The sequence below is a fragment of the Erwinia sp. S43 genome (genome assembly GCF_016624745.1).
Taxonomy (GTDB): Bacteria; Pseudomonadota; Gammaproteobacteria; order Enterobacterales; family Enterobacteriaceae; genus Erwinia; species Erwinia coffeiphila.
Genome location: NZ_JACVTX010000001.1, coordinates 64,487 through 82,152 on the forward strand (window position 1 = coordinate 64,487; position 17,666 = coordinate 82,152).

Sequence of the window (17,666 nt, forward strand, 5' to 3'; positions counted from 1 at the left end):
TTATCCGGGGTTTTTAGCTGCTCTGCCACGCGGTATACTGGTAACGGGACTACATAATCCACGAAGCGTGTTTCACAAAATCGCTTTGCAGTACCGTTGCTTTATCCCATTCACCGTTGAGTGCCAGCTGATGACACAGGCGACTGAGGGAATGGCGCGCCAGCTGCCAGGCCTGCATGCGGAACAGTCGTTCGCGGGATGTATTGCTCAGCTCAACAACCAGTCGTTGATGAAGTTTGCCCATTGCGTGCAGATAGCTCTGATCGTCACCGTTCAGCTGGCAAAGCTCAGCCATATCGAGACAGGTATCATTGAACTTGCGTAACTGTTCAATGGTGCATTCCGGGCGGTTCAGCTTTGCCTGTGCCATATAGAAATCGACGGTGATATCACGTACGGAAAACTTATATTCATCAATCTTGTGTTGCAGCCACGCACTCATCGACAGATTCATTGCTGGTCCCAGTCGCGCTAATGATAATCATTATCATATTATAACTGCGTTAATATTCAATCACCCGGTGGGATTTTTTATCGATAAATGCCGCCTTTCAAAAAAATTGGTATTACCGATAAGCGCGATGAGGGATTTAGGTGAATGATTATTATTAAGAAGTGGCTTGAGGTTACAACTTAGAAACATTTTGTTTTCAACAATTTATCTTTTGCGGTTTTGACCTGAAGAGCACGTCACAATCTGTTTCGCAGGGGCTAAACTTACTCAATAAGATTAGAAAAACACCCAAAGGGTAATATCCCTGCAAAACAAGAGGTTGAAGTGATACAGGTTATCACTAACATAGAGGCACTAGCCCGAAGGGCTAACGTATCGCGAGGTAATTTATGCAATCAGCAAATCCAGCATCTTTTTCTCCAGATGACTTTATCTGGAAAGGATTGACGCTCACCGACAGCGCCGCCAAACAAATCAGCAGCCTTGCCGCTGGCGATCCTGAAATCAAAGGTTTGAAGCTGGGCGTGAAGACGTCAGGCTGCGCCGGTTTTGGTTACACCATGGACCTGGTGAAGGAGACGGCGAAGGATGATTTGGAGTTTAGCCATAACGGTGCATCGCTGTTCGTGCCCCTTCAGGCAATGCCCTACATTGACGGTACGGAAGTTGATTTCGTCCGTGAAGGTCTGAACCAGATTTTTAAATTTAATAACCCTAAAGCTCAACACGCCTGTGGCTGTGGTGAAAGCTTTGGCGTTGAGTAAACTCTATGTCTCGTAATACTGACGCATCTGATGATGTACAGGTTTGGGAAGGCAGCCATCAGAAATATAAAGAAGGCTTCTTTACCCAACTGGAAACCGAAGAATTCGCCCACGGCATCAACGAAGATGTGGTGCGTGCGATCTCGGCCAAGCGTAATGAACCTGAGTGGATGCTGGATTTCCGCCTGAAAGCGTTCGCGGCCTGGCTGGAAATGGAAGAGCCGCACTGGCTGAAGGCCAACTATAAAAAACTGGATTACCAGGATTACAGCTATTACTCCGCGCCGTCCTGCGGCAGCTGTGACGATGCCTGTGCCTCAGAGCCGGGTGCTACCCAGACCTCCGGTAGTGAAGCGCCGAACTACCTGACGCAGGAAGTGGAAGAGGCTTTCAAACAGCTGGGTGTTCCGGTACGTGAAGGCCAGGAAGTGGCGGTTGATGCCATCTTTGACTCCGTTTCGGTTTCCACCACCTACCGCGACAAGCTGGCGAAAGAAGGCATCATCTTCTGTTCATTCGGTGAAGCGATTCACGATCACCCAGAGCTGGTTAAACAGTATCTTGGTACTGTGGTGCCGGCCAACGACAACTTCTTTGCCGCGCTGAACTCCGCCGTTGCCTCTGACGGCACCTTTGTGTACATCCCGAAAGGCGTACGCTGCCCGATGGAACTGTCGACCTATTTCCGCATCAACGCGGCGAAAACCGGGCAGTTCGAGCGCACGATCCTGATCGCCGATGAAGGCAGCTACGTGAGCTACATTGAGGGCTGTTCTGCCCCGGTACGCGACACCTATCAGCTGCATGCGGCGGTGGTCGAAGTGATCATCCACAAAGACGCAGAAGTGAAGTACTCCACCGTGCAGAACTGGTTCTCCGGCGGCGACAGCGAAGGTGGCATTTTGAACTTCGTGACCAAGCGTGCACTGTGCGAAGGCGAAAACAGCAAAATGTCCTGGACCCAGTCTGAAACGGGCTCAGCCATTACCTGGAAGTACCCGAGCGTGATCCTGCGCGGCGACAACTCCATCGGTGAATTCTTCTCTGTTGCGCTGACCAGCGGACGTCAGCAGGCCGACACCGGCACCAAGATGATCCACATCGGTAAAAATACCAAGTCGACGATTATCTCGAAGGGTATTTCAGCCGGTAAGAGTGAAAACACCTATCGCGGCCTGGTGAAGATTATGCCGACGGCGACCAATGCGCGTAACTTCACTCAGTGTGACTCGATGCTGATTGGTGCTGACTGCGGCGCGCATACTTTCCCGTATGTGGAAGTGCGCAACAATACTGCCCAGCTGGAGCACGAAGCGACAACGTCACGTATTGGTGAAGATCAGCTGTTCTACTGCCTGCAGCGTGGCATTAGCGAAGACGATGCGATTTCCATGATCGTTAACGGCTTCTGCAAAGACGTCTTCTCTGAGCTGCCGCTGGAGTTTGCGGTAGAAGCGCAAAAACTGCTGGCAATCAGCCTGGAACACAGCGTGGGCTAAGCCCGCGCCAAGAACTTTACCCAAGGGTATTTACAGTGCCGGAAAGCACTGCAAAGGAAACCATATGTTAAGCATTAAAGATTTACAGGTCAGCGTTGAAGATAAAGCTATCCTGCGTGGGTTGAATCTTGAGATTAAACCCGGTGAAGTTCACGCCATTATGGGACCGAATGGCTCAGGGAAAAGTACGCTGTCTGCAACGCTGGCAGGGCGCGAAGATTACGAAGTGACCGGTGGCTCCGTCGAGTTTAAAGGTAAAGATCTGCTGGAACTGGACCCGGAAGAACGCGCTGGTGAAGGCATCTTCATGGCCTTCCAGTACCCGGTTGAGATCCCGGGCGTGAGCAACCAGTTCTTCCTGCAAACTTCCGTGAATGCGGTGCGTAAATACCGCGAACAGGAAGAGCTGGACCGCTTTGATTTCCAGGACTTTATCGAAGATAAAATCCATCTGCTTAAGATGCCTGAAGATCTGCTGACTCGTTCAGTTAACGTGGGTTTCTCCGGCGGTGAGAAAAAACGCAATGACATCCTGCAGATGGCCGCGCTGGAGCCGGATCTGTGCATCCTGGATGAAACTGACTCCGGTCTGGACATTGATGCATTGAAGATTGTGGCGAACGGCGTGAATACACTGCGCGACGGCAAACGTTCTTTCATCATCGTAACTCACTATCAGCGTATCCTTGACTACATCAAGCCTGATTTCGTTCACGTGCTCTATCAGGGCAAAATCGTTAAATCAGGAGATTTCTCGCTGGTGAAACAGCTGGAGGAGCAAGGCTATGGCTGGCTTACCGACGAAGAGTGATAACGCGCTGCAACAGTGGCACCACCTGTTCGAAACCCGCGCCGGGCATCGCTCAATGCAGGCCCAGCAGCACTGGCAGCAGCTGCTGCGCGAAGGTCTGCCTACGCGTAAGCAGGAAAACTGGAAGTATACGCCGCTGGATGCGTTGTTCGATCATCAGTTCGTTCTGCCGCAGCAGGCTGAACTGACAGCAGAAAACATTGATACACTGGCGCTGGCTATTGACGCCGTGCGTCTGGTCTTTGTTGATGGCCGCTTTTCCGCCGCGTTGAGCGATGCTGAACACGACCTGTTCAGCATCCAGGTCACCGGTTCCGGCGAACGCCGCGAGCTGAATGCACCGATACAGCCGGAGGTGTTCCTGCATCTGACCGAAAGCCTGGCCGAAGAGTCTACGCTGATCCATCTGGCTCGGGGTAAGGCTGCGGGGCGTCCGCTGTATCTGTTGCACATCAGTAGCGGCAGCGCGGCAGGCGAGATGAACACTTCGCACTATCGCCATCATCTGCAGCTGGATGAAGCGGCTGAAGCGACGATCATTGAGCACTATGTCACCCTGAATAATGCCACGCACTTTACCGGCGCGCGTTTTACCGCCGACGTGGGTAACGGTGCGGCGCTGACCCACTACAACTTCGCCTTCGAAGATCAGAGCAGTTTCCACTTCTCTCACAACGATTTGGTGCTGGGCCGCGATGTGCACGTTCAGAGCCACAGCTTCCTGCTGGGGGCGGGCCTGACCCGTCATAATACCAGCGGACAGTTGAACGGCGAGGGTAGCGATCTGGTTATCAATACGCTGATGCTGCCGATTGATAAAGATGTGTGCGACAGCCGTACCTATCTGGAACACAACAAAGGCTACTGCCAGAGTCGCCAGCTGCATAAAACCATCGTGCGCGATCGCGCTCGTGCCGTATTCAACGGCATGATCAAAGTGGCGAAGCACGCCCTGAAGACCGACGGTCAGATGTCCAACAATAACCTGCTGCTGGGTCGCCTCGCTGAGGTGGATACTAAGCCGCAGTTGGAAATCTACGCCGACGACGTTAAGTGCGGACACGGCGCGACCATTGGCCGTATCGATGAAGAGCAGATGTTCTATCTGCGTGCCCGTGGTATTTCGCAGGATGCTGCTCAGCGCATGATTATTTATGCGTTTGCTGCCGAGCTGACCGAGGCGATTGGCGATGACACGCTGAGAGAAGCGGTGATGCAGCGTATTGCTCAACGCTTTCCCGGAGGTTTGCAATGAGTTTTGATCTGGCTCGGGTACGGGCGGATTTCCCGCTGCTGACGCGTGAGGTTAACGGGCAACCGCTGGCCTACCTCGACAGCGCTGCCAGCGCACAAAAGCCGCAGGTGGTGATTGATGCAGAGAGCCAGTTCTATGAGCACGGTTACGCTGCCGTTCACCGTGGCATCCATACGCTGAGTGCGGAAGCCACCACTGAGATGGAAAATGTGCGTGTTCAGGCTGCGCGTTTCCTCAATGCGCCGTCGACGGAAGAGATTGTGTTTGTCAAAGGTACCACCGAGGCAATTAACCTCGTGGCCAACAGCTGGGGCAGCAGTCAACTGCAGCCCGGCGACAACATCATCATTACCGAGATGGAACACCACGCCAATATCGTTCCGTGGCAGATGGTGGCCCAGCGTACCGGAGCGGAAGTGCGCTTTATCCCGCTCAACGCTGACGGCGAGCTGGATCTGGCTAAACTCCCTGAGCTGATTGATTCACGTTCCCGACTGCTGGCGGTAACCCAGGTTTCCAACGTGCTGGGCACCGTTAACCCGGTGAAAGCGCTGGTGGCGCAGGCGAAAGCGGCGGGGCTGGTGACGCTGATCGACGGTGCGCAGGCGATCATGCACGGGCAGGTAGACGTGCAGGATATCGGCTGTGATTTTTATGTCTTCTCCGGGCATAAGATCTACGGACCGACCGGCATTGGTATTCTGTATGGCCGCAAGGCGCTGCTGGACCAGATGCCGCCGTGGGAAGGGGGCGGTTCGATGATCGCCACCGTCAGCCTGACCGAAGGCACCACCTATGCTGCCGTACCGGGCCGGTTTGAGGCGGGAACGCCGAATACCGGTGCGATTATCGGCCTGGGGGCGGCACTCAAGTACGTGACCGAACTCGGGCTGGATGCAATCCAGCAGCGTGAACAACAGCTGATGCACTACGCGATGGATAAACTGGCCTCTGTACCGGACCTGGTTATCTACGGTCCTCAGGAGCGCAGCGGGGTGATTGCCTTTAATCTGGGCAAACATCATGCCTATGACGTGGGCAGTTTCCTCGATCAGTACGGTATTGCCATTCGCACCGGCCATCACTGTGCGATGCCGTTAATGCAGCACTACGGCGTTCCGGCGATGTGTCGCGCCTCGTTTGTTCTGTATAATAGCGAAGAAGAAGTCGATCGCCTGGCGGCGGGATTAATTCGTATTCACCGTCTGCTGGGGGGCTGATCGCTCTCTGAGCAGGAGCGATTTGAGCCTTAAAAGGGCGAGGCATGCCTCGCCCTTTCTACGTGTTTACCCGATAGAGTCATGTCGTTAAGAAGCCGATTTAAGTGAGGAAGCAATGGCAACTCTGCCAGATAAAGAAAAACTGGTGCGCAACTTCAACCGTTGCGCAAATCAGGAAGAGAAGTATCTGTATATCATTGAACTGGGATCGCGCCTTGAGGCCGCATCCGAAAATCTTCACCAGCAGGAAAATATCGTTCCGGGCTGTCAGAGCCAGGTTTGGGTGATTGTTGATCTTGATGAGAATGGTCAGGTCCGCCTGCAGGGCGACAGCGATGCCGCACTGGTTAAAGGGCTGATTGCTATTGTCTTTGCCGTTTACCAGAAGATGTCGCCGCAGGAAATTATCGATTTCGATGTTCGCCCTGTGTTTGCCGAACTGTCTCTGACCCAGCAGCTTACTCCATCCCGTTCTCAGGGACTGGAAGCCATGATTCGTGCAATACGTCAGAAAGCGCTGATTCTCACCGGCGCGTGAGTTGCTAAACTACTCGGTCTGCGCCCCGCTGATATACAGTGGGGTTGTTCTCCCTTCATAACCGAGAAAAACGCATGAAACCTTTGTTCCGTTTTGCATTTATGGTCACGCTGCTGACCGGGGCGTACAACGCCAGTGCTACAGAATATCCCCTCCCGCCCGACGACAGCCGTTTGATTGGGGAAAACAGCACGTACATCGTGCCCAATGACGGAAGGCCGCTGGAAGCGGTAGCGAAGGAGTATATGATTGGCCTGCTGGGTATGCTGGAGGCCAATCCGGGAACCGACCCCTGGCTGCCGAAAGCCGGTACGCAGTTAACGATCCCCACCCAGATGCTGCTACCGGACACGAAACGTGAAGGTATCGTGATCAACGTAGCGGAGCTGCGGCTCTACTACTACCCGAAAGATGAAAACAAAGTGATTGTCTACCCGATTGGCATCGGTCAACTGGGTGCCAATACCCCGGCGATGGTCACCAGCATCAGCCAGAAAATCCCCAACCCAACGTGGACCCCCACCCCTAACATCCGCAAGCGCTACGCAGCCAAAGGCGAGATCCTGCCAGTCACCGTGCCTGCCGGGCCTGATAACCCAATGGGGCTGTATGCGATGCGTCTGGCCTACGGTAAGGGCCACTACCTGATCCACGGCACGAATGCTGATTTTGGTATCGGCATGCGCGTCAGCTCCGGCTGCATTCGCCTGCGGCCTGACGATATTGAAGCTCTGTTCAACAGCGTGCCGAAGGGAATGCGCGTTCAGGTGATTAACCAGCCGGTGAAGTATGCCGTAGAGCCGGATGGCAAGCGTTGGATCGAAGTCCACCAGCCGCTGTCGCATAACGAGAATGACGATCCGCAAACCATGCCGATTGCGCTGAGCCCGGCCGCGAAGAAATTCATTAACAGCGCCAGCAGTGATGATGCGGTGATTAAGGCGGCATTAACGCGCCGTTCGGGTATGCCCGTTCTGGTTAGTGAAGGGGAAGCTGTGAAAGATGATTCGACAGTACCCGAATTTCTTCACCAGAAGGGAGCAGAAGGATTTAAATCACAACCGGCGGGGATAACTCAGGTTGGGGGAGAAAGCGCTCAGAATTGATTACAGTGCGTTTGGCGGCGGGGTCACATCCGCCGTCGGCGAAGCTGATATGCAGGCAAAAAAAATGGCGCACAATGTGCGCCATTTTCAGTACCAGAACTCTTACTTACGGTAAGAGTGAGCCTGGTTGTCCAGACGCTGGTTAGCACGAGCTGCGTCATCTTTAGCAGCCTGAACGTCAGAACGAACTGCGTTCACGTCGTTGCTCAGCTGGTCAACTTTAGCGTTCAGAGTCTGAACGTCAGAAGACAGCTGGTCGATTTTAGCGTTGCTTGAGCAACCAGCCAGCAGAGTTGAACCCAGGATTACCGCGCCCAGTACCAGTTTAGTACGATTCATTATTTATACCCTCTAGATTAAGTTAATCTCCATGTAGCGTTACAAGTATTACACAAAGTATTTTCTAATGAGAATAATTTTTTGATGAGAACGTGCTTAAATTTGATCGTTCGCTCAAAGAAGCATCTTCTTTGGGTGTTAAGGCAAAAAATTAAGCGAAAACAGACGATTTTAATCGGACAGGTCTTAGTTTTTAGTGCAGTTGAATAGTTAATTTCGATTGGAAATTTTGTGAAATGAGGTTACGCAAATTGAAAAAAAAGCACCCCTGAGGGTGCCTTATTAGTCGATAGTGTAATCTTAAATTACAGAACGTGGACCGAAGAGGTATTGGTCGTACCGCTTGGCACCAGCGCACCGGAAACCATCACCACAACATCGCCTTTCTGCGCGTAGCCGCTGGCCAGCGCCGCTTCTTTGCCCAGACGGTAGAAATCGTCGGTAGAGGCGATTTCCTGTACCATGCTGGTAATCACGCCTTTGGTCAGCAGCAGCTGACGGCTGGTCAGCTCATTGGTGGTTAGCGCCAGAATGGTGGCGTGAGGGAAGTATTTGCGGATGGATTTCGCTGATTTACCGCCTTCGGTCGCTACGACGATAACCGGGGCTTCCAGATTCTCAGCCGTTTCAACTGCACCACGGCAAACCGCTTCAGTAATGCGCATTTTGCGATCGTCGTTGCGAGGATCGATGCGGCTCTTCATCACGCGGTCAGTACGTTCGCAGATCGTGGCCATAATGGTCACGGACTCCAGCGGATATTTACCTTTGGCGCTCTCGCCAGACAGCATGACCGCATCAGTCCCGTCGAGGATGGCGTTAGCCACGTCGCCGGCTTCTGCACGGGTAGGGCGCGGGTTCTTGATCATTGAATCCAGCATCTGGGTGGCGGTGATCACCACTTTACGCGCGCGATTACACTTCTTGATCATCATCTTCTGAGCGAAGATCACTTCTTCAACCGGGATCTCTACGCCGAGATCGCCGCGAGCAACCATGATGCCGTCAGACGCATCCAGGATCTCGTCGAAGTTGTTCAGGCCTTCCTGGTTCTCGATTTTCGAAATGATCTGGATATTTTCGCCGCCGTGGGCTTTCAGATGCTCACGAATTTCCAGCACGTCTGAACGCTTACGAATAAAGGATGCAGCGATGAAGTCAACGCCCTGCTCGCAGCCGAAGATCAAATCGAGCTTATCTTTTTCCGCCAGTGCAGGCAGTTGGATTGAAACGCCCGGCAGGTTAACGCCTTTGTTTTCGCCCAGTTCGCCGTTGTTACGCACTTTACAGACCACGGTGGTTTCGGTGACTTCGGTGACTTCCATACCGATCAGGCCATCATCAACCAGAATGGTGTTACCCACTTTCAGGTCGGCCGCGAAGCCGGTGTAGGTGACCGCTACGCGCTCATTGTTGCCGATAACGCTCTGGTCAGTAGTAAAGGTGAATGTCTGGCCAGCGGTCAGCGCAACGTCGTTGCCGCCTTCCAGTTTCATGGTGCGGATTTCAGGGCCTTTAGTATCCAGCAGGATAGCTGCCTGATGGCCGGTGTTTTTCACCACGCTACGCAGGTTTGCAATGCGCTTGCCGTGCTCTTCGTAGTTACCGTGTGAGAAGTTCAGACGCATAACGTTCATTCCCGCTTCGAGCAGGTTGGTCAGCATCTCTTCAGATTCAGTTTTTGGACCGATGGTGCAAACAATTTTAGTCTTTTTCATGACGGATTATCTGTAAGTTGTGATGGATGATAAGAATGGGTTCCGCTGACGTGGCCAGCGGAGGAGAAATTAGGTGCCTGAGGCAGATTGCGATACTGGGTAAGGATAGGTGACAGATTAAAGGTATGCAGAAGAAGTTGAGACATGGTTTCGGCGTGAGCGCAGCACGTTGTTGCGCAACAGGTACGGCTTATAAATTGTGTATTTACCATGCGCTGAAACCATTCAAGTGAAACAACGGCTGCATTATAAAGGCTAAGTGCTAGAAAACCAATTAAAAAGCGTTAAGACGTTTAAGTAAGTGCGTCAGAGCGGCGTGTTGCGCAACAAGATTAATTGCTGAAGCGGAATCTGAAAAAAAGGGGAGAACTAAGAGTGGTGCGTTCTAGAGGACTCGAACCTCCGACCCCCACCATGTCAAGGTGGTGCTCTAACCAACTGAGCTAAGAACGCTTTCCTGAAAATCTCTGGTGCGTCCGAGTGGACTCGAACCACCGACCCCCACCATGTCAAGGTGGTGCTCTAACCAACTGAGCTACGGACGCACTGTTGCTATCTGGGTGACAGCGGGGACGAATATTAACGGCAGCCTGTACGCCTGGCAAGGAGAAAAAAGCTTTTTTCTACCTGATTGCTGCGCATCTGTGCGAAGCGCAGCAATTTTAATCATATTTCAGTGAAATCTACCGAAAAATTAGTGTGCTGCGCGCGCCAGAATACGTTCCGATGGCTGCCGCTGCAGGCGGATAATTCGCCAAATCATCATTATCGCCGAACTGGTTAGCCCAATAATAAAACCGCTCCAGAAGCCCGCCGGGCCCATCGGTGCCACAACCCAGTCGGTCATCGCCAGCACGTAGCCGCTGGGCAGGCCGAGCACCCAGTAGGCAATAAAGGTGATAAAGAAGATGGCGCGGGTATCTTTATAGCCGCGCAAAATACCGCTGCCAATCACCTGGATAGAATCCGAGAACTGATACACTGCCGCCAGCAGCATCAACTGTGCTGCCAGAGTCACAACCTCGGGATTGTCGTTATACAACAGGGCTATTTCGTGGCGGAAAGTGACCGTGAACAGCGCGGTCAGGCAGGCCATGCAAACGCCCACACCCTGCGCGGTCCAGGCCGCCACGCGTGCCTGCTCGGTTGAACCCTGGCCGAGGCGGAAACCGACGCGAATGGTCGTGGCTACGCCCAGCGACAGCGGGATAACAAACATCAGCGAACTGAAGTTAAGCGCAATCTGATGACCGGCGACCTTGACGATCCCCATCGGTGAAACCAGCAGGGCTACCACGGCGAACAGGGTGACTTCAAAGAACAGCGCCAGCGCAACCGGCAGTCCAAGGCCAACAAGGCGGCGCAGCACTTTCCAGTCAGGCGGGGAAAATGAACTTTCCAGACGAATATCGTGCATAAAGGCGGCACGGTTCACCCAGAACTTCATGGCAATAAACATCACCCAGTAGACCGAGGCCGTCGCCACGCCGCAGCCAACGCCGCCGAGGGCCGGCATGCCGAAATGTCCGTAAATAAAAATGTAGTTAACCGGAATATTAACCAGCAGACCGATAAAACCCATCACCATGCCGGGTTTGGTTTTCGACAGCCCTTCACACTGATTACGTGCGACCTGGAAGAACAGATATCCCGGTGCACCCCACAGCAAAGCGTGCAGATAGCCGAGTGCCTTGGCTGACAGCTCCGGATCGACATTATGCATCGCGCCAATCAGATAGCCCGCATTGTAGAGCACCACCATAATAATGAGCGATGAGAAACCCGCCAGCCAGTAACCCTGGCGAACCTGCCAGGCAATGCGATCGCGTCGGCCTGAGCCGTTGAGCTGCGCCACCACCGGCGTTAAGGCCAGAATCAGGCCGTGGCCAAAAAGAATGGTAGGCAACCAGATTGAGGTTCCCACTGCAACGGCGGCCATATCCGTGGCGCTAACGGCACCGGCCATCACTGTATCGACAAAACCCATGGACGTTTGCGCAACCTGCGCAAGGATCACGGGAATTGCCAGCATTAATAACTGACGCGCCTCTGTGAGGTACTTCTGCACGTAATACACCTTTATTTTAATTGTGGAGGGGTTTTAGCTGGGGAATACACGGCGTTTGCTCATTGCCACAGCATAGCAGGCCGCTTAGTGTAGTGTCCGTAGACGAATTAGCCAATAAGCTGCCGTAAGAATAGCTCTTCATGTCACGCAAACGGTTCTCAGTTAAGTTGGCTTTAAGTGGCAGCCAGGGCAAACTAGTGCCAGCGACAACACATTAATAGAGGCATAGCTATGTTTACCGGAATTGTGCAGGGCACTGCTGAAGTGCTGGCAATTGAAGAGAAACCCAATTTTCGCACCCATATCATAAAAATGCCGGAAGCTCTGCTGCCCGGACTGGAACTGGGTGCATCGGTTTCCCATAACGGCTGCTGCCTGACGGTGACGGAAGTCAACGGCGATCGCGTAAGTTTCGATCTGGTTAAAGAAACGCTGCGTATTACCAATCTGGGCGATCTGAAAGAAGGGGATACGGTAAACGTTGAGCGCGCAGCCAAATTCAGCGATGAAATCGGCGGCCATCTGATGTCAGGTCATATTATGACCACGGCAGAAATCAGCAAAATTATTGCGTCGGAAAACAACCGGGAAATCTGGTTTAAGGTGCAGGACGCCAGCCAGATGAAATACATTTTGCATAAGGGCTTTGTTGGCATTGACGGTATTAGCCTGACGGTAGGTGAAGTCACAAAAACCCGTTTCTGCGTTCACCTTATTCCTGAAACGCTGGCGCGCACCACGCTGGGCGCGAAACGTCTGGGTCATCGGGTGAATATTGAGATCGATCCGCACACGCAGGCGATTGTTGAAACGGTTGAGCGCGTGCTGGCCCAGCGCGAAGCTGCACTGCTGGCAGCAGCCGCGGCTGAAGAATCCGCTGAGTAAATTCAGCCGGTCCGTCAGCGATCGCATCACGCTGTTGCTACGTTTTTAAATAAGCAGCGTCTGGTTCCAGCCAGAGCGTATTTGCGCAGGGGATACTTCTTTGCGTACAGCATCAGAGGCCTCGTTTTTCTGACGATAAAAAAGCCGCTATCTGATAATGATAGCGGCTTACGTATTATTTCAATGCCGTACAGTGCAAAGACAGCCTGTAATGCTCCCCATTATTGGCTGTCTTTTTCTGCTATAGCGATATCACCGCGCCACGCGCAGTCCACCATCAGCCCCATGAGTGAAGACAACCTGCCACAGTTGAATATCACGTGCGCGGAAGGCTCCTGCACAGGCGTTAAGATAGTAGCTAAACATACGCTTAAACCGTTCCCCATAGTTATCTGCAATCTGTGGCCACGCCGCAAGGAAACGGTGGTACCAGGCCATTAGTGTCAGATCGTAATCTGCGCCGATATTGTGCCAGTCCTCCATCACAAAATGCGGTTCGCTGGCATTGGCAATATGCCTTACCGACGGCAGACAGCCATTGGGGAATATATATTTGTTGATCCAGGGATCAACATTCTCATCGGTTTTATTTGCCCCGATGGTATGCAGCAGGAAAATACCATCAGGTTTTAAATTACGATCGACCACGGAGAAATAGGTCGCGTAATTTTTAGGCCCAACGTGCTCAAACATACCCACTGAAACAATGCGGTCGAACTGCTGGTTCAGATCGCGATAATCCTGCAAAAGGATTGTCACATCCAACCCTTCACAACGCTGCTGAGCCATTTTTTGCTGTTCGGCAGAAATGGTAACCCCAAACACGCTGACGCCGTAATGACGAGCGGCATATTCCGCCAGTCCGCCCCAGCCGCAGCCAATATCCAGCAGCGACATGCCGGGGGCCAGCTCAAGCTTCTCGCAGATCATTTTTAGCTTCGCTTCCTGCGCCTGTTCCAGCGTCTCTGCTTCTTTCCAGTAACCGCAGGAATACTGCATATACGGATCAAGCATCAGCGAAAACAGATCGTTACCTAAATCATAGTGCTCTTTACCGACAATCCAGGCCCTTTTTCGCGACTGGAGGTTGGTCAGGCGAGCGGCGGCAATGCGAAGCGTGTCTTTAAAATGGTGGGGGAGTTGTTGATCGAGTTTTGCCAGCAGCACACGCTGGAAAAAGATATCCAGCCTGTCGCACTGCCACCAGCCGTCCATATAGCTTTCACCCAACCCCAGCGAGCCTTCCTGCAGCACGCGTTTAAAAAAGTTGGGATTACTGATTCGGATATCCCATGGACGGGAACCGTTTATTTCTATGTCAGCCTTGCGCAACATCTCCTGGACAATTCGGTACCACTGGTTGTCTTCCAGGCTCACTTCTTCTATACACGATGAACTCATTAGCTTCTCCATCACCCTGTGTGATTGAAACCTGAGAAAAGGATAGTCAATTTCTACAGATTTATGAGAAAACTCACGGCAGAGCCGCAGTCTGATATCCGACGTTAACAGAGGACTGAATTATAACCGGCAGAGGCTGAAACAGACGTAACATAACAGAACGGTATGACAGCCTTGTCAGTAAAAAAACACCGAACACCGCCAAAGCGATCTCCGGATTTAAATGTTGGTAACTTGTTATTTTATAGTGCCTGACGAGTATATGCTCCCGTCAGACAATATTCAATGCATTATTGTTAGCTTGCTAACCAAGTGATTTTACAGCATATCACCCTGCATTTTCCATCGCTTGCAGAGCCATTTTTCTCGCGGCTTTGCGCTGCATCAGATAGCCAATTGTAGCCAGTAAAATGGTCAGTAACATGACACGCACAGTGGTTTCTAGCGGTGATTCAATCCAGGTTGAAACGGCAAGACTGGCGATAAAGCACAGTCCAAGCTGCAGCATATTTTGCAATGCGGCGGCTTTCCCCGTTGCCTGTGGGAACGGCAGCAGGGCGCTGGACACCACCACCGGATAAATTGCACCACTGGCCATCGACATGACGCAGAACGGCGTGAGCAGACTGTACAAAGATGGCGCCTGCTGCTGCGCGGCGATAAACAGCGCGATAACCCCCAGGCTAAAGCACAGCAGCATCCACGGCAGCAGCTGCCCGCCGGAGAAACGATTTAGCAGTGCGCGACAGCCAAAGCCACCAATCAGAAAGGCAATAGTCTGCGGCACATAGCTCAGACCGATATCTGCAGGAGACAGGCCCAGATTACCGAGGATAAACGGTGATCCAGTCAGCCAGGCAAAGAAGCTGGCGGAACAGGCGGCAAACACCAGCACGTTACCGCTGTATACCGGGGATTTCAGCAGCGTCAGGAAACCAGGTGCCGGGCCCTTAGCTGCCGCTTTCTCTGCGGATGCACGGCCGGACAGGCGCAGTGTGGGGATCAGCAAGATCACGCTAATCAACAGCAGCGCAACAAAGATTGCCCGCCAGGAAAAATGCTCCAGCAGCCAGGCCCCCATCAGCGGTGCCAGCGCCGGTGAAAGCGCAACCAGCGGCATAATAGTGGCGAATACGCGTTTTGCCTGCTCGGCGCTGTAGCGATCGACAACCAGGGCCTGCCAGCTTACGGCGGCGGCACACACACCAACAGCCTGCAGGAAGCGGAAAAATAGCAGCCAGGGAGCGGAGTCAACCCACATCATGGCGGCACAGCCGATAGCGAACATCCCCAGCCCCACCAGCAGCACGGGCTTGCGGCCAAGGCGGTCGGACAGTGTTCCCCAAATCAGCTGTGCGCAGGCAAAGCCGGCAAGGAAGATGCTCAGGCTGGCGCTGATAACGCCAGAACCGGTGGCAAGATCCTGCTGCATCTCACCAAAAGCGGGCAGGTACATATCGGTAGCAAGGAAACCCAGCATGCTCAGCATGGCCAGATAAACGATAAAGAATTTTGAAGGCATATTTTACTCGTACAGGGCAGTTTTTTATCGCAGGGAGTGTAAAGGGATGCACTTACGCTTGTGAAACGCTAATATTCGTCAGTTCCGTTGAAAAAATTTGCAGGCAAAGCGATGTGGTCAGAACATTCTCTGGAAGTGATTGAAGCCGTTGCCAGAACCGGCAGTTTTACCGCCGCAGCGGCTGAGCTTCACCGCGTGCCTTCTGCGGTGAGCTATACCGTACGCCAGCTGGAGCAGTGGCTGGCCGTCAGCCTGTTTGAGCGCCGCCATCGCGATGTGGTGCTAACAGAAGCGGGACGGGTGTTCAGCGAAGAAGGGCGTTTTGTTATCAAAAAAATGCTTGCCACGCGACGCCGCTGTCAGCAGGTGGCTAACGGCTGGCGAGGTCAGATTAATATCGCCGTTGACCGCATCGTCAGGCCGCAGCGTACCCGTCAGCTTATCGTCGATTTCTACCGACACTTCCCCGATATGGAACTGCATATCTTCCCCGAAGTGTTTAACGGCGTATGGGATGCGCTGGCGGATGGCCGCGTTGATGCGGCTATCGGGGCCACACAGGCGGTGCCGGTGGGCGGGCGCTTCGCCTTTCGCGATATGGGCAGCCTTAACTGGCGCTGTGTCGTGCAGGCGGATCATCCCTTATTGCAACAGACGGGACCGCTTAGCGACGATCTGCTGCGTGAATGGCCATCGCTGACGCTGGAGGACACCTCACGCGCGTTGCCGAAGCGTAACACCTGGACGCTGGATAATCAGCGGCGGCTGGTGGTCCCGGACTGGGACAGCGCGTTAGACTGCCTGCGTGCCGGACTGTGCGTCGGCATGATCCCGGGGCACTTTGCTCAGGGTTGGATTGCTGAAGGGGGAATTGCGGAACTGACGCTGGCAAACCCGTTCCCGATCAGCCCATGCTGCCTGAGCTGGTCGGAACAGAGTGCATCACCGGCGCTGAGCTGGCTGCTGGATTATGTTGGCGACAGCGATACGCTAAATGCTGAATGGCTGAGTGAACCGTCCGCCTGAGCGAACGGTAAACGGAGAAGGGATTAGCGGCGATAGTCGCGGAACGGACCGTCGGCAACGGAGCGGCGTTCAATCAGTGACGGATGAACTTCAATGGTCTGCGGTTCTTCACGCTTGCTGGTGATGCGATCGAGCAGCATATCGAACGCGGTTTCTCCCAGTCGCTCTTTTGGCTGATGCACCGTGGTCAGCGCCGGTGTGAAATAGCGCGCGTTGCGCACGTTATCATAGCCGATCACTGAAATATCCTGTGGAACGCGCAGGCCCATCTCGTCCGCGGCGCAAATTGCACCCATTGCCATCACGTCGCCGCCGCAAAAGATGGCGGTCGGGCGCTGTTTCTGCCCCAGAATCTGCTGCATGGCGCGATAGCCTGATTCAGGTTCAAAGTCGCCCTGAACCAGCCACTCTTCACGCAGTGTAATCCCGGCTTCGTTCAGCGCCTTGAGGAACCCCGCATGGCGACCGCCGCCGGTGTTGCGCTCCAGCTGTCCCGGGATGGCACCGATATCACGATGCCCGCGCTCAATCAGATAACGCCCGGCCAGATAGCCGCCTTCAAAAGCGTTATCCAGCACGGTATCGGTGAAATCGCCGCGCGATTCACCCCAGTCCATGACCACCATCGGGATATTGCGGTGGTCTTCCAGCATCGAGATTAATGAATCCGGGTACTCAGAGCACATCACCAGCAGCCCGTCTACGCGCTTTTGCGCCATCATCGACAGGTAGGCCTGCTGTTTGTTCAGGTCGTTATGTGCATTCCCAAGGATCAGGGTATAGCCTTTGGCAAAGCAGCGGTTTTCCACGGCTTCAATAATTTCGGCAAAATAGGGCGCTTCGCTGGAGGTGGCGAGCAGGCCGATGGTTTTGGTGTGGTTGACCTTCAGACTGCGTGCCACGGCGCTGGGGGAATAGTGCAATTCCTTAATTGCTGCCCACACTGCTTCACGAGTCTCTTCGGCTACAAAGCGCGTTTTATTAATTACGTGGGAAACCGTGGTTGTAGACACCCCGGCTCGCTTTGCCACATCCTTAATTGTTGCCATTAAACTTATGC

General features: G+C 53.4%; 16 protein-coding genes and 2 tRNA genes. 9 read left to right on the forward strand and 9 right to left on the reverse strand.

What is annotated here, in order from left to right:
• Positions 1-49: 49 nt before the first annotated feature.
• Positions 50-454, reverse strand: a complete 405-nt coding sequence (locus IBT47_RS00295) for a hypothetical protein (RefSeq protein ID WP_105594977.1) — start codon at positions 452-454, stop codon at positions 50-52.
• Between the two features lie 389 nt (positions 455-843).
• Here IBT47_RS00295 and sufA point away from each other — a divergent pair, with 389 nt between their 5' ends.
• The 7 genes from sufA (at position 844) to IBT47_RS00330 (ending at position 7,647) form a co-directional block, all read left to right on the forward strand.
• Positions 844-1,218: a Fe-S cluster assembly scaffold SufA gene (gene sufA, locus IBT47_RS00300; protein WP_105594976.1), complete on the forward strand. Its 375-nt coding sequence runs from the start codon at positions 844-846 to the stop codon at positions 1,216-1,218.
• 5 nt (positions 1,219-1,223) lie between these two features.
• Positions 1,224-2,717, forward strand: a complete 1,494-nt coding sequence (gene sufB / locus IBT47_RS00305; RefSeq protein WP_200558605.1) for a Fe-S cluster assembly protein SufB — start codon at positions 1,224-1,226, stop codon at positions 2,715-2,717.
• Positions 2,718-2,781: 64 nt separating this feature from the next.
• Positions 2,782-3,528 (forward strand): Fe-S cluster assembly ATPase SufC, encoded by a 747-nt coding sequence (sufC, locus tag IBT47_RS00310; protein ID WP_105594974.1) that lies wholly within the window; start codon positions 2,782-2,784, stop codon positions 3,526-3,528.
• Positions 3,503-4,783, forward strand: coding sequence for a Fe-S cluster assembly protein SufD (gene sufD, locus IBT47_RS00315; RefSeq protein WP_200558607.1), 1,281 nt, complete (start codon positions 3,503-3,505; stop codon positions 4,781-4,783). Before sufC ends, sufD begins: the two co-directional genes overlap by 26 nt.
• Positions 4,780-6,003: a cysteine desulfurase SufS gene (sufS, locus tag IBT47_RS00320; protein WP_200558608.1), complete on the forward strand. Its 1,224-nt coding sequence runs from the start codon at positions 4,780-4,782 to the stop codon at positions 6,001-6,003. The genes sufD and sufS overlap by 4 nt, the downstream gene beginning before the upstream one ends.
• A gap of 115 nt (positions 6,004-6,118) precedes the next feature.
• Positions 6,119-6,541 (forward strand): cysteine desulfuration protein SufE, encoded by a 423-nt coding sequence (gene sufE / locus IBT47_RS00325; RefSeq protein ID WP_200544636.1) that lies wholly within the window; start codon positions 6,119-6,121, stop codon positions 6,539-6,541.
• A gap of 74 nt (positions 6,542-6,615) precedes the next feature.
• Positions 6,616-7,647, forward strand: a complete 1,032-nt coding sequence (locus IBT47_RS00330) for a L,D-transpeptidase family protein (RefSeq protein WP_200558609.1) — start codon at positions 6,616-6,618, stop codon at positions 7,645-7,647.
• A 102-nt stretch (positions 7,648-7,749) separates the two neighbouring features.
• Here the strand turns inward: IBT47_RS00330 and IBT47_RS00335 are convergent, their stop codons facing one another.
• From IBT47_RS00335 to IBT47_RS00355, 5 genes are all read right to left on the reverse strand, one after another.
• On the reverse strand, positions 7,750-7,986 hold the full coding sequence (locus IBT47_RS00335; RefSeq protein WP_006118977.1) for a major outer membrane lipoprotein: 237 nt from the start codon (positions 7,984-7,986) through the stop codon (positions 7,750-7,752).
• Between the two features lie 305 nt (positions 7,987-8,291).
• Positions 8,292-9,704: a pyruvate kinase PykF gene (gene pykF / locus IBT47_RS00340; RefSeq protein WP_200544640.1), complete on the reverse strand. Its 1,413-nt coding sequence runs from the start codon at positions 9,702-9,704 to the stop codon at positions 8,292-8,294.
• Positions 9,705-10,080: 376 nt separating this feature from the next.
• Positions 10,081-10,157: transfer RNA gene (locus IBT47_RS00345), tRNA-Val, on the reverse strand.
• A 15-nt stretch (positions 10,158-10,172) separates the two neighbouring features.
• Positions 10,173-10,249 (reverse strand) — tRNA-Val (locus IBT47_RS00350).
• Between the two features lie 149 nt (positions 10,250-10,398).
• Entirely contained in the window at positions 10,399-11,772 is a 1,374-nt protein-coding gene (locus IBT47_RS00355; RefSeq protein WP_200558610.1) for an MATE family efflux transporter, read from the reverse strand.
• Between the two features lie 231 nt (positions 11,773-12,003).
• Here IBT47_RS00355 and IBT47_RS00360 point away from each other — a divergent pair, with 231 nt between their 5' ends.
• On the forward strand, positions 12,004-12,657 hold the full coding sequence (locus IBT47_RS00360; RefSeq protein ID WP_200544642.1) for a riboflavin synthase subunit alpha: 654 nt from the start codon (positions 12,004-12,006) through the stop codon (positions 12,655-12,657).
• A 252-nt stretch (positions 12,658-12,909) separates the two neighbouring features.
• Here the strand turns inward: IBT47_RS00360 and cfa are convergent, their stop codons facing one another.
• Positions 12,910-14,058 (reverse strand): cyclopropane fatty acyl phospholipid synthase, encoded by a 1,149-nt coding sequence (cfa, locus tag IBT47_RS00365; protein ID WP_200544644.1) that lies wholly within the window; start codon positions 14,056-14,058, stop codon positions 12,910-12,912.
• Positions 14,059-14,386: 328 nt separating this feature from the next.
• Positions 14,387-15,580 (reverse strand): purine nucleoside transporter PunC, encoded by a 1,194-nt coding sequence (gene punC / locus IBT47_RS00370; RefSeq protein ID WP_200558611.1) that lies wholly within the window; start codon positions 15,578-15,580, stop codon positions 14,387-14,389.
• Between the two features lie 111 nt (positions 15,581-15,691).
• On the opposite strand from punC, the gene punR reads away from it, so the two are divergent.
• Positions 15,692-16,606 (forward strand): DNA-binding transcriptional activator PunR, encoded by a 915-nt coding sequence (gene punR, locus IBT47_RS00375; RefSeq protein ID WP_105594964.1) that lies wholly within the window; start codon positions 15,692-15,694, stop codon positions 16,604-16,606.
• A gap of 23 nt (positions 16,607-16,629) precedes the next feature.
• On the opposite strand, the gene purR is transcribed toward punR, so the two are convergent.
• Entirely contained in the window at positions 16,630-17,655 is a 1,026-nt protein-coding gene (gene purR / locus IBT47_RS00380) for an HTH-type transcriptional repressor PurR (RefSeq protein WP_105594963.1), read from the reverse strand.
• Between the last annotated feature and the right edge of the window lie 11 nt (positions 17,656-17,666).

Bases quoted from the DNA above. Each gene is read 5' to 3' on its own strand.
- IBT47_RS00295 (WP_105594977.1), bottom strand. From the start codon at position 454: ATGAATCTGTCGATGAGTGCGTGGCTGCAACACAAGATTGATGAATAT.
- sufA (WP_105594976.1), top strand. From the start codon at position 844: ATGCAATCAGCAAATCCAGCATCTTTTTCTCCAGATGACTTTATCTGG.
- sufB (WP_200558605.1), top strand. From the start codon at position 1,224: ATGTCTCGTAATACTGACGCATCTGATGATGTACAGGTTTGGGAAGGC.
- sufC (WP_105594974.1), top strand. From the start codon at position 2,782: ATGTTAAGCATTAAAGATTTACAGGTCAGCGTTGAAGATAAAGCTATC.
- sufD (WP_200558607.1), top strand. From the start codon at position 3,503: ATGGCTGGCTTACCGACGAAGAGTGATAACGCGCTGCAACAGTGGCAC.
- sufS (WP_200558608.1), top strand. From the start codon at position 4,780: ATGAGTTTTGATCTGGCTCGGGTACGGGCGGATTTCCCGCTGCTGACG.
- sufE (WP_200544636.1), top strand. From the start codon at position 6,119: ATGGCAACTCTGCCAGATAAAGAAAAACTGGTGCGCAACTTCAACCGT.
- IBT47_RS00330 (WP_200558609.1), top strand. From the start codon at position 6,616: ATGAAACCTTTGTTCCGTTTTGCATTTATGGTCACGCTGCTGACCGGG.
- IBT47_RS00335 (WP_006118977.1), bottom strand. From the start codon at position 7,986: ATGAATCGTACTAAACTGGTACTGGGCGCGGTAATCCTGGGTTCAACT.
- pykF (WP_200544640.1), bottom strand. From the start codon at position 9,704: ATGAAAAAGACTAAAATTGTTTGCACCATCGGTCCAAAAACTGAATCT.
- IBT47_RS00360 (WP_200544642.1), top strand. From the start codon at position 12,004: ATGTTTACCGGAATTGTGCAGGGCACTGCTGAAGTGCTGGCAATTGAA.
- cfa (WP_200544644.1), bottom strand. From the start codon at position 14,058: ATGAGTTCATCGTGTATAGAAGAAGTGAGCCTGGAAGACAACCAGTGG.
- punC (WP_200558611.1), bottom strand. From the start codon at position 15,580: ATGCCTTCAAAATTCTTTATCGTTTATCTGGCCATGCTGAGCATGCTG.
- punR (WP_105594964.1), top strand. From the start codon at position 15,692: ATGTGGTCAGAACATTCTCTGGAAGTGATTGAAGCCGTTGCCAGAACC.
- purR (WP_105594963.1), bottom strand. From the start codon at position 17,655: ATGGCAACAATTAAGGATGTGGCAAAGCGAGCCGGGGTGTCTACAACC.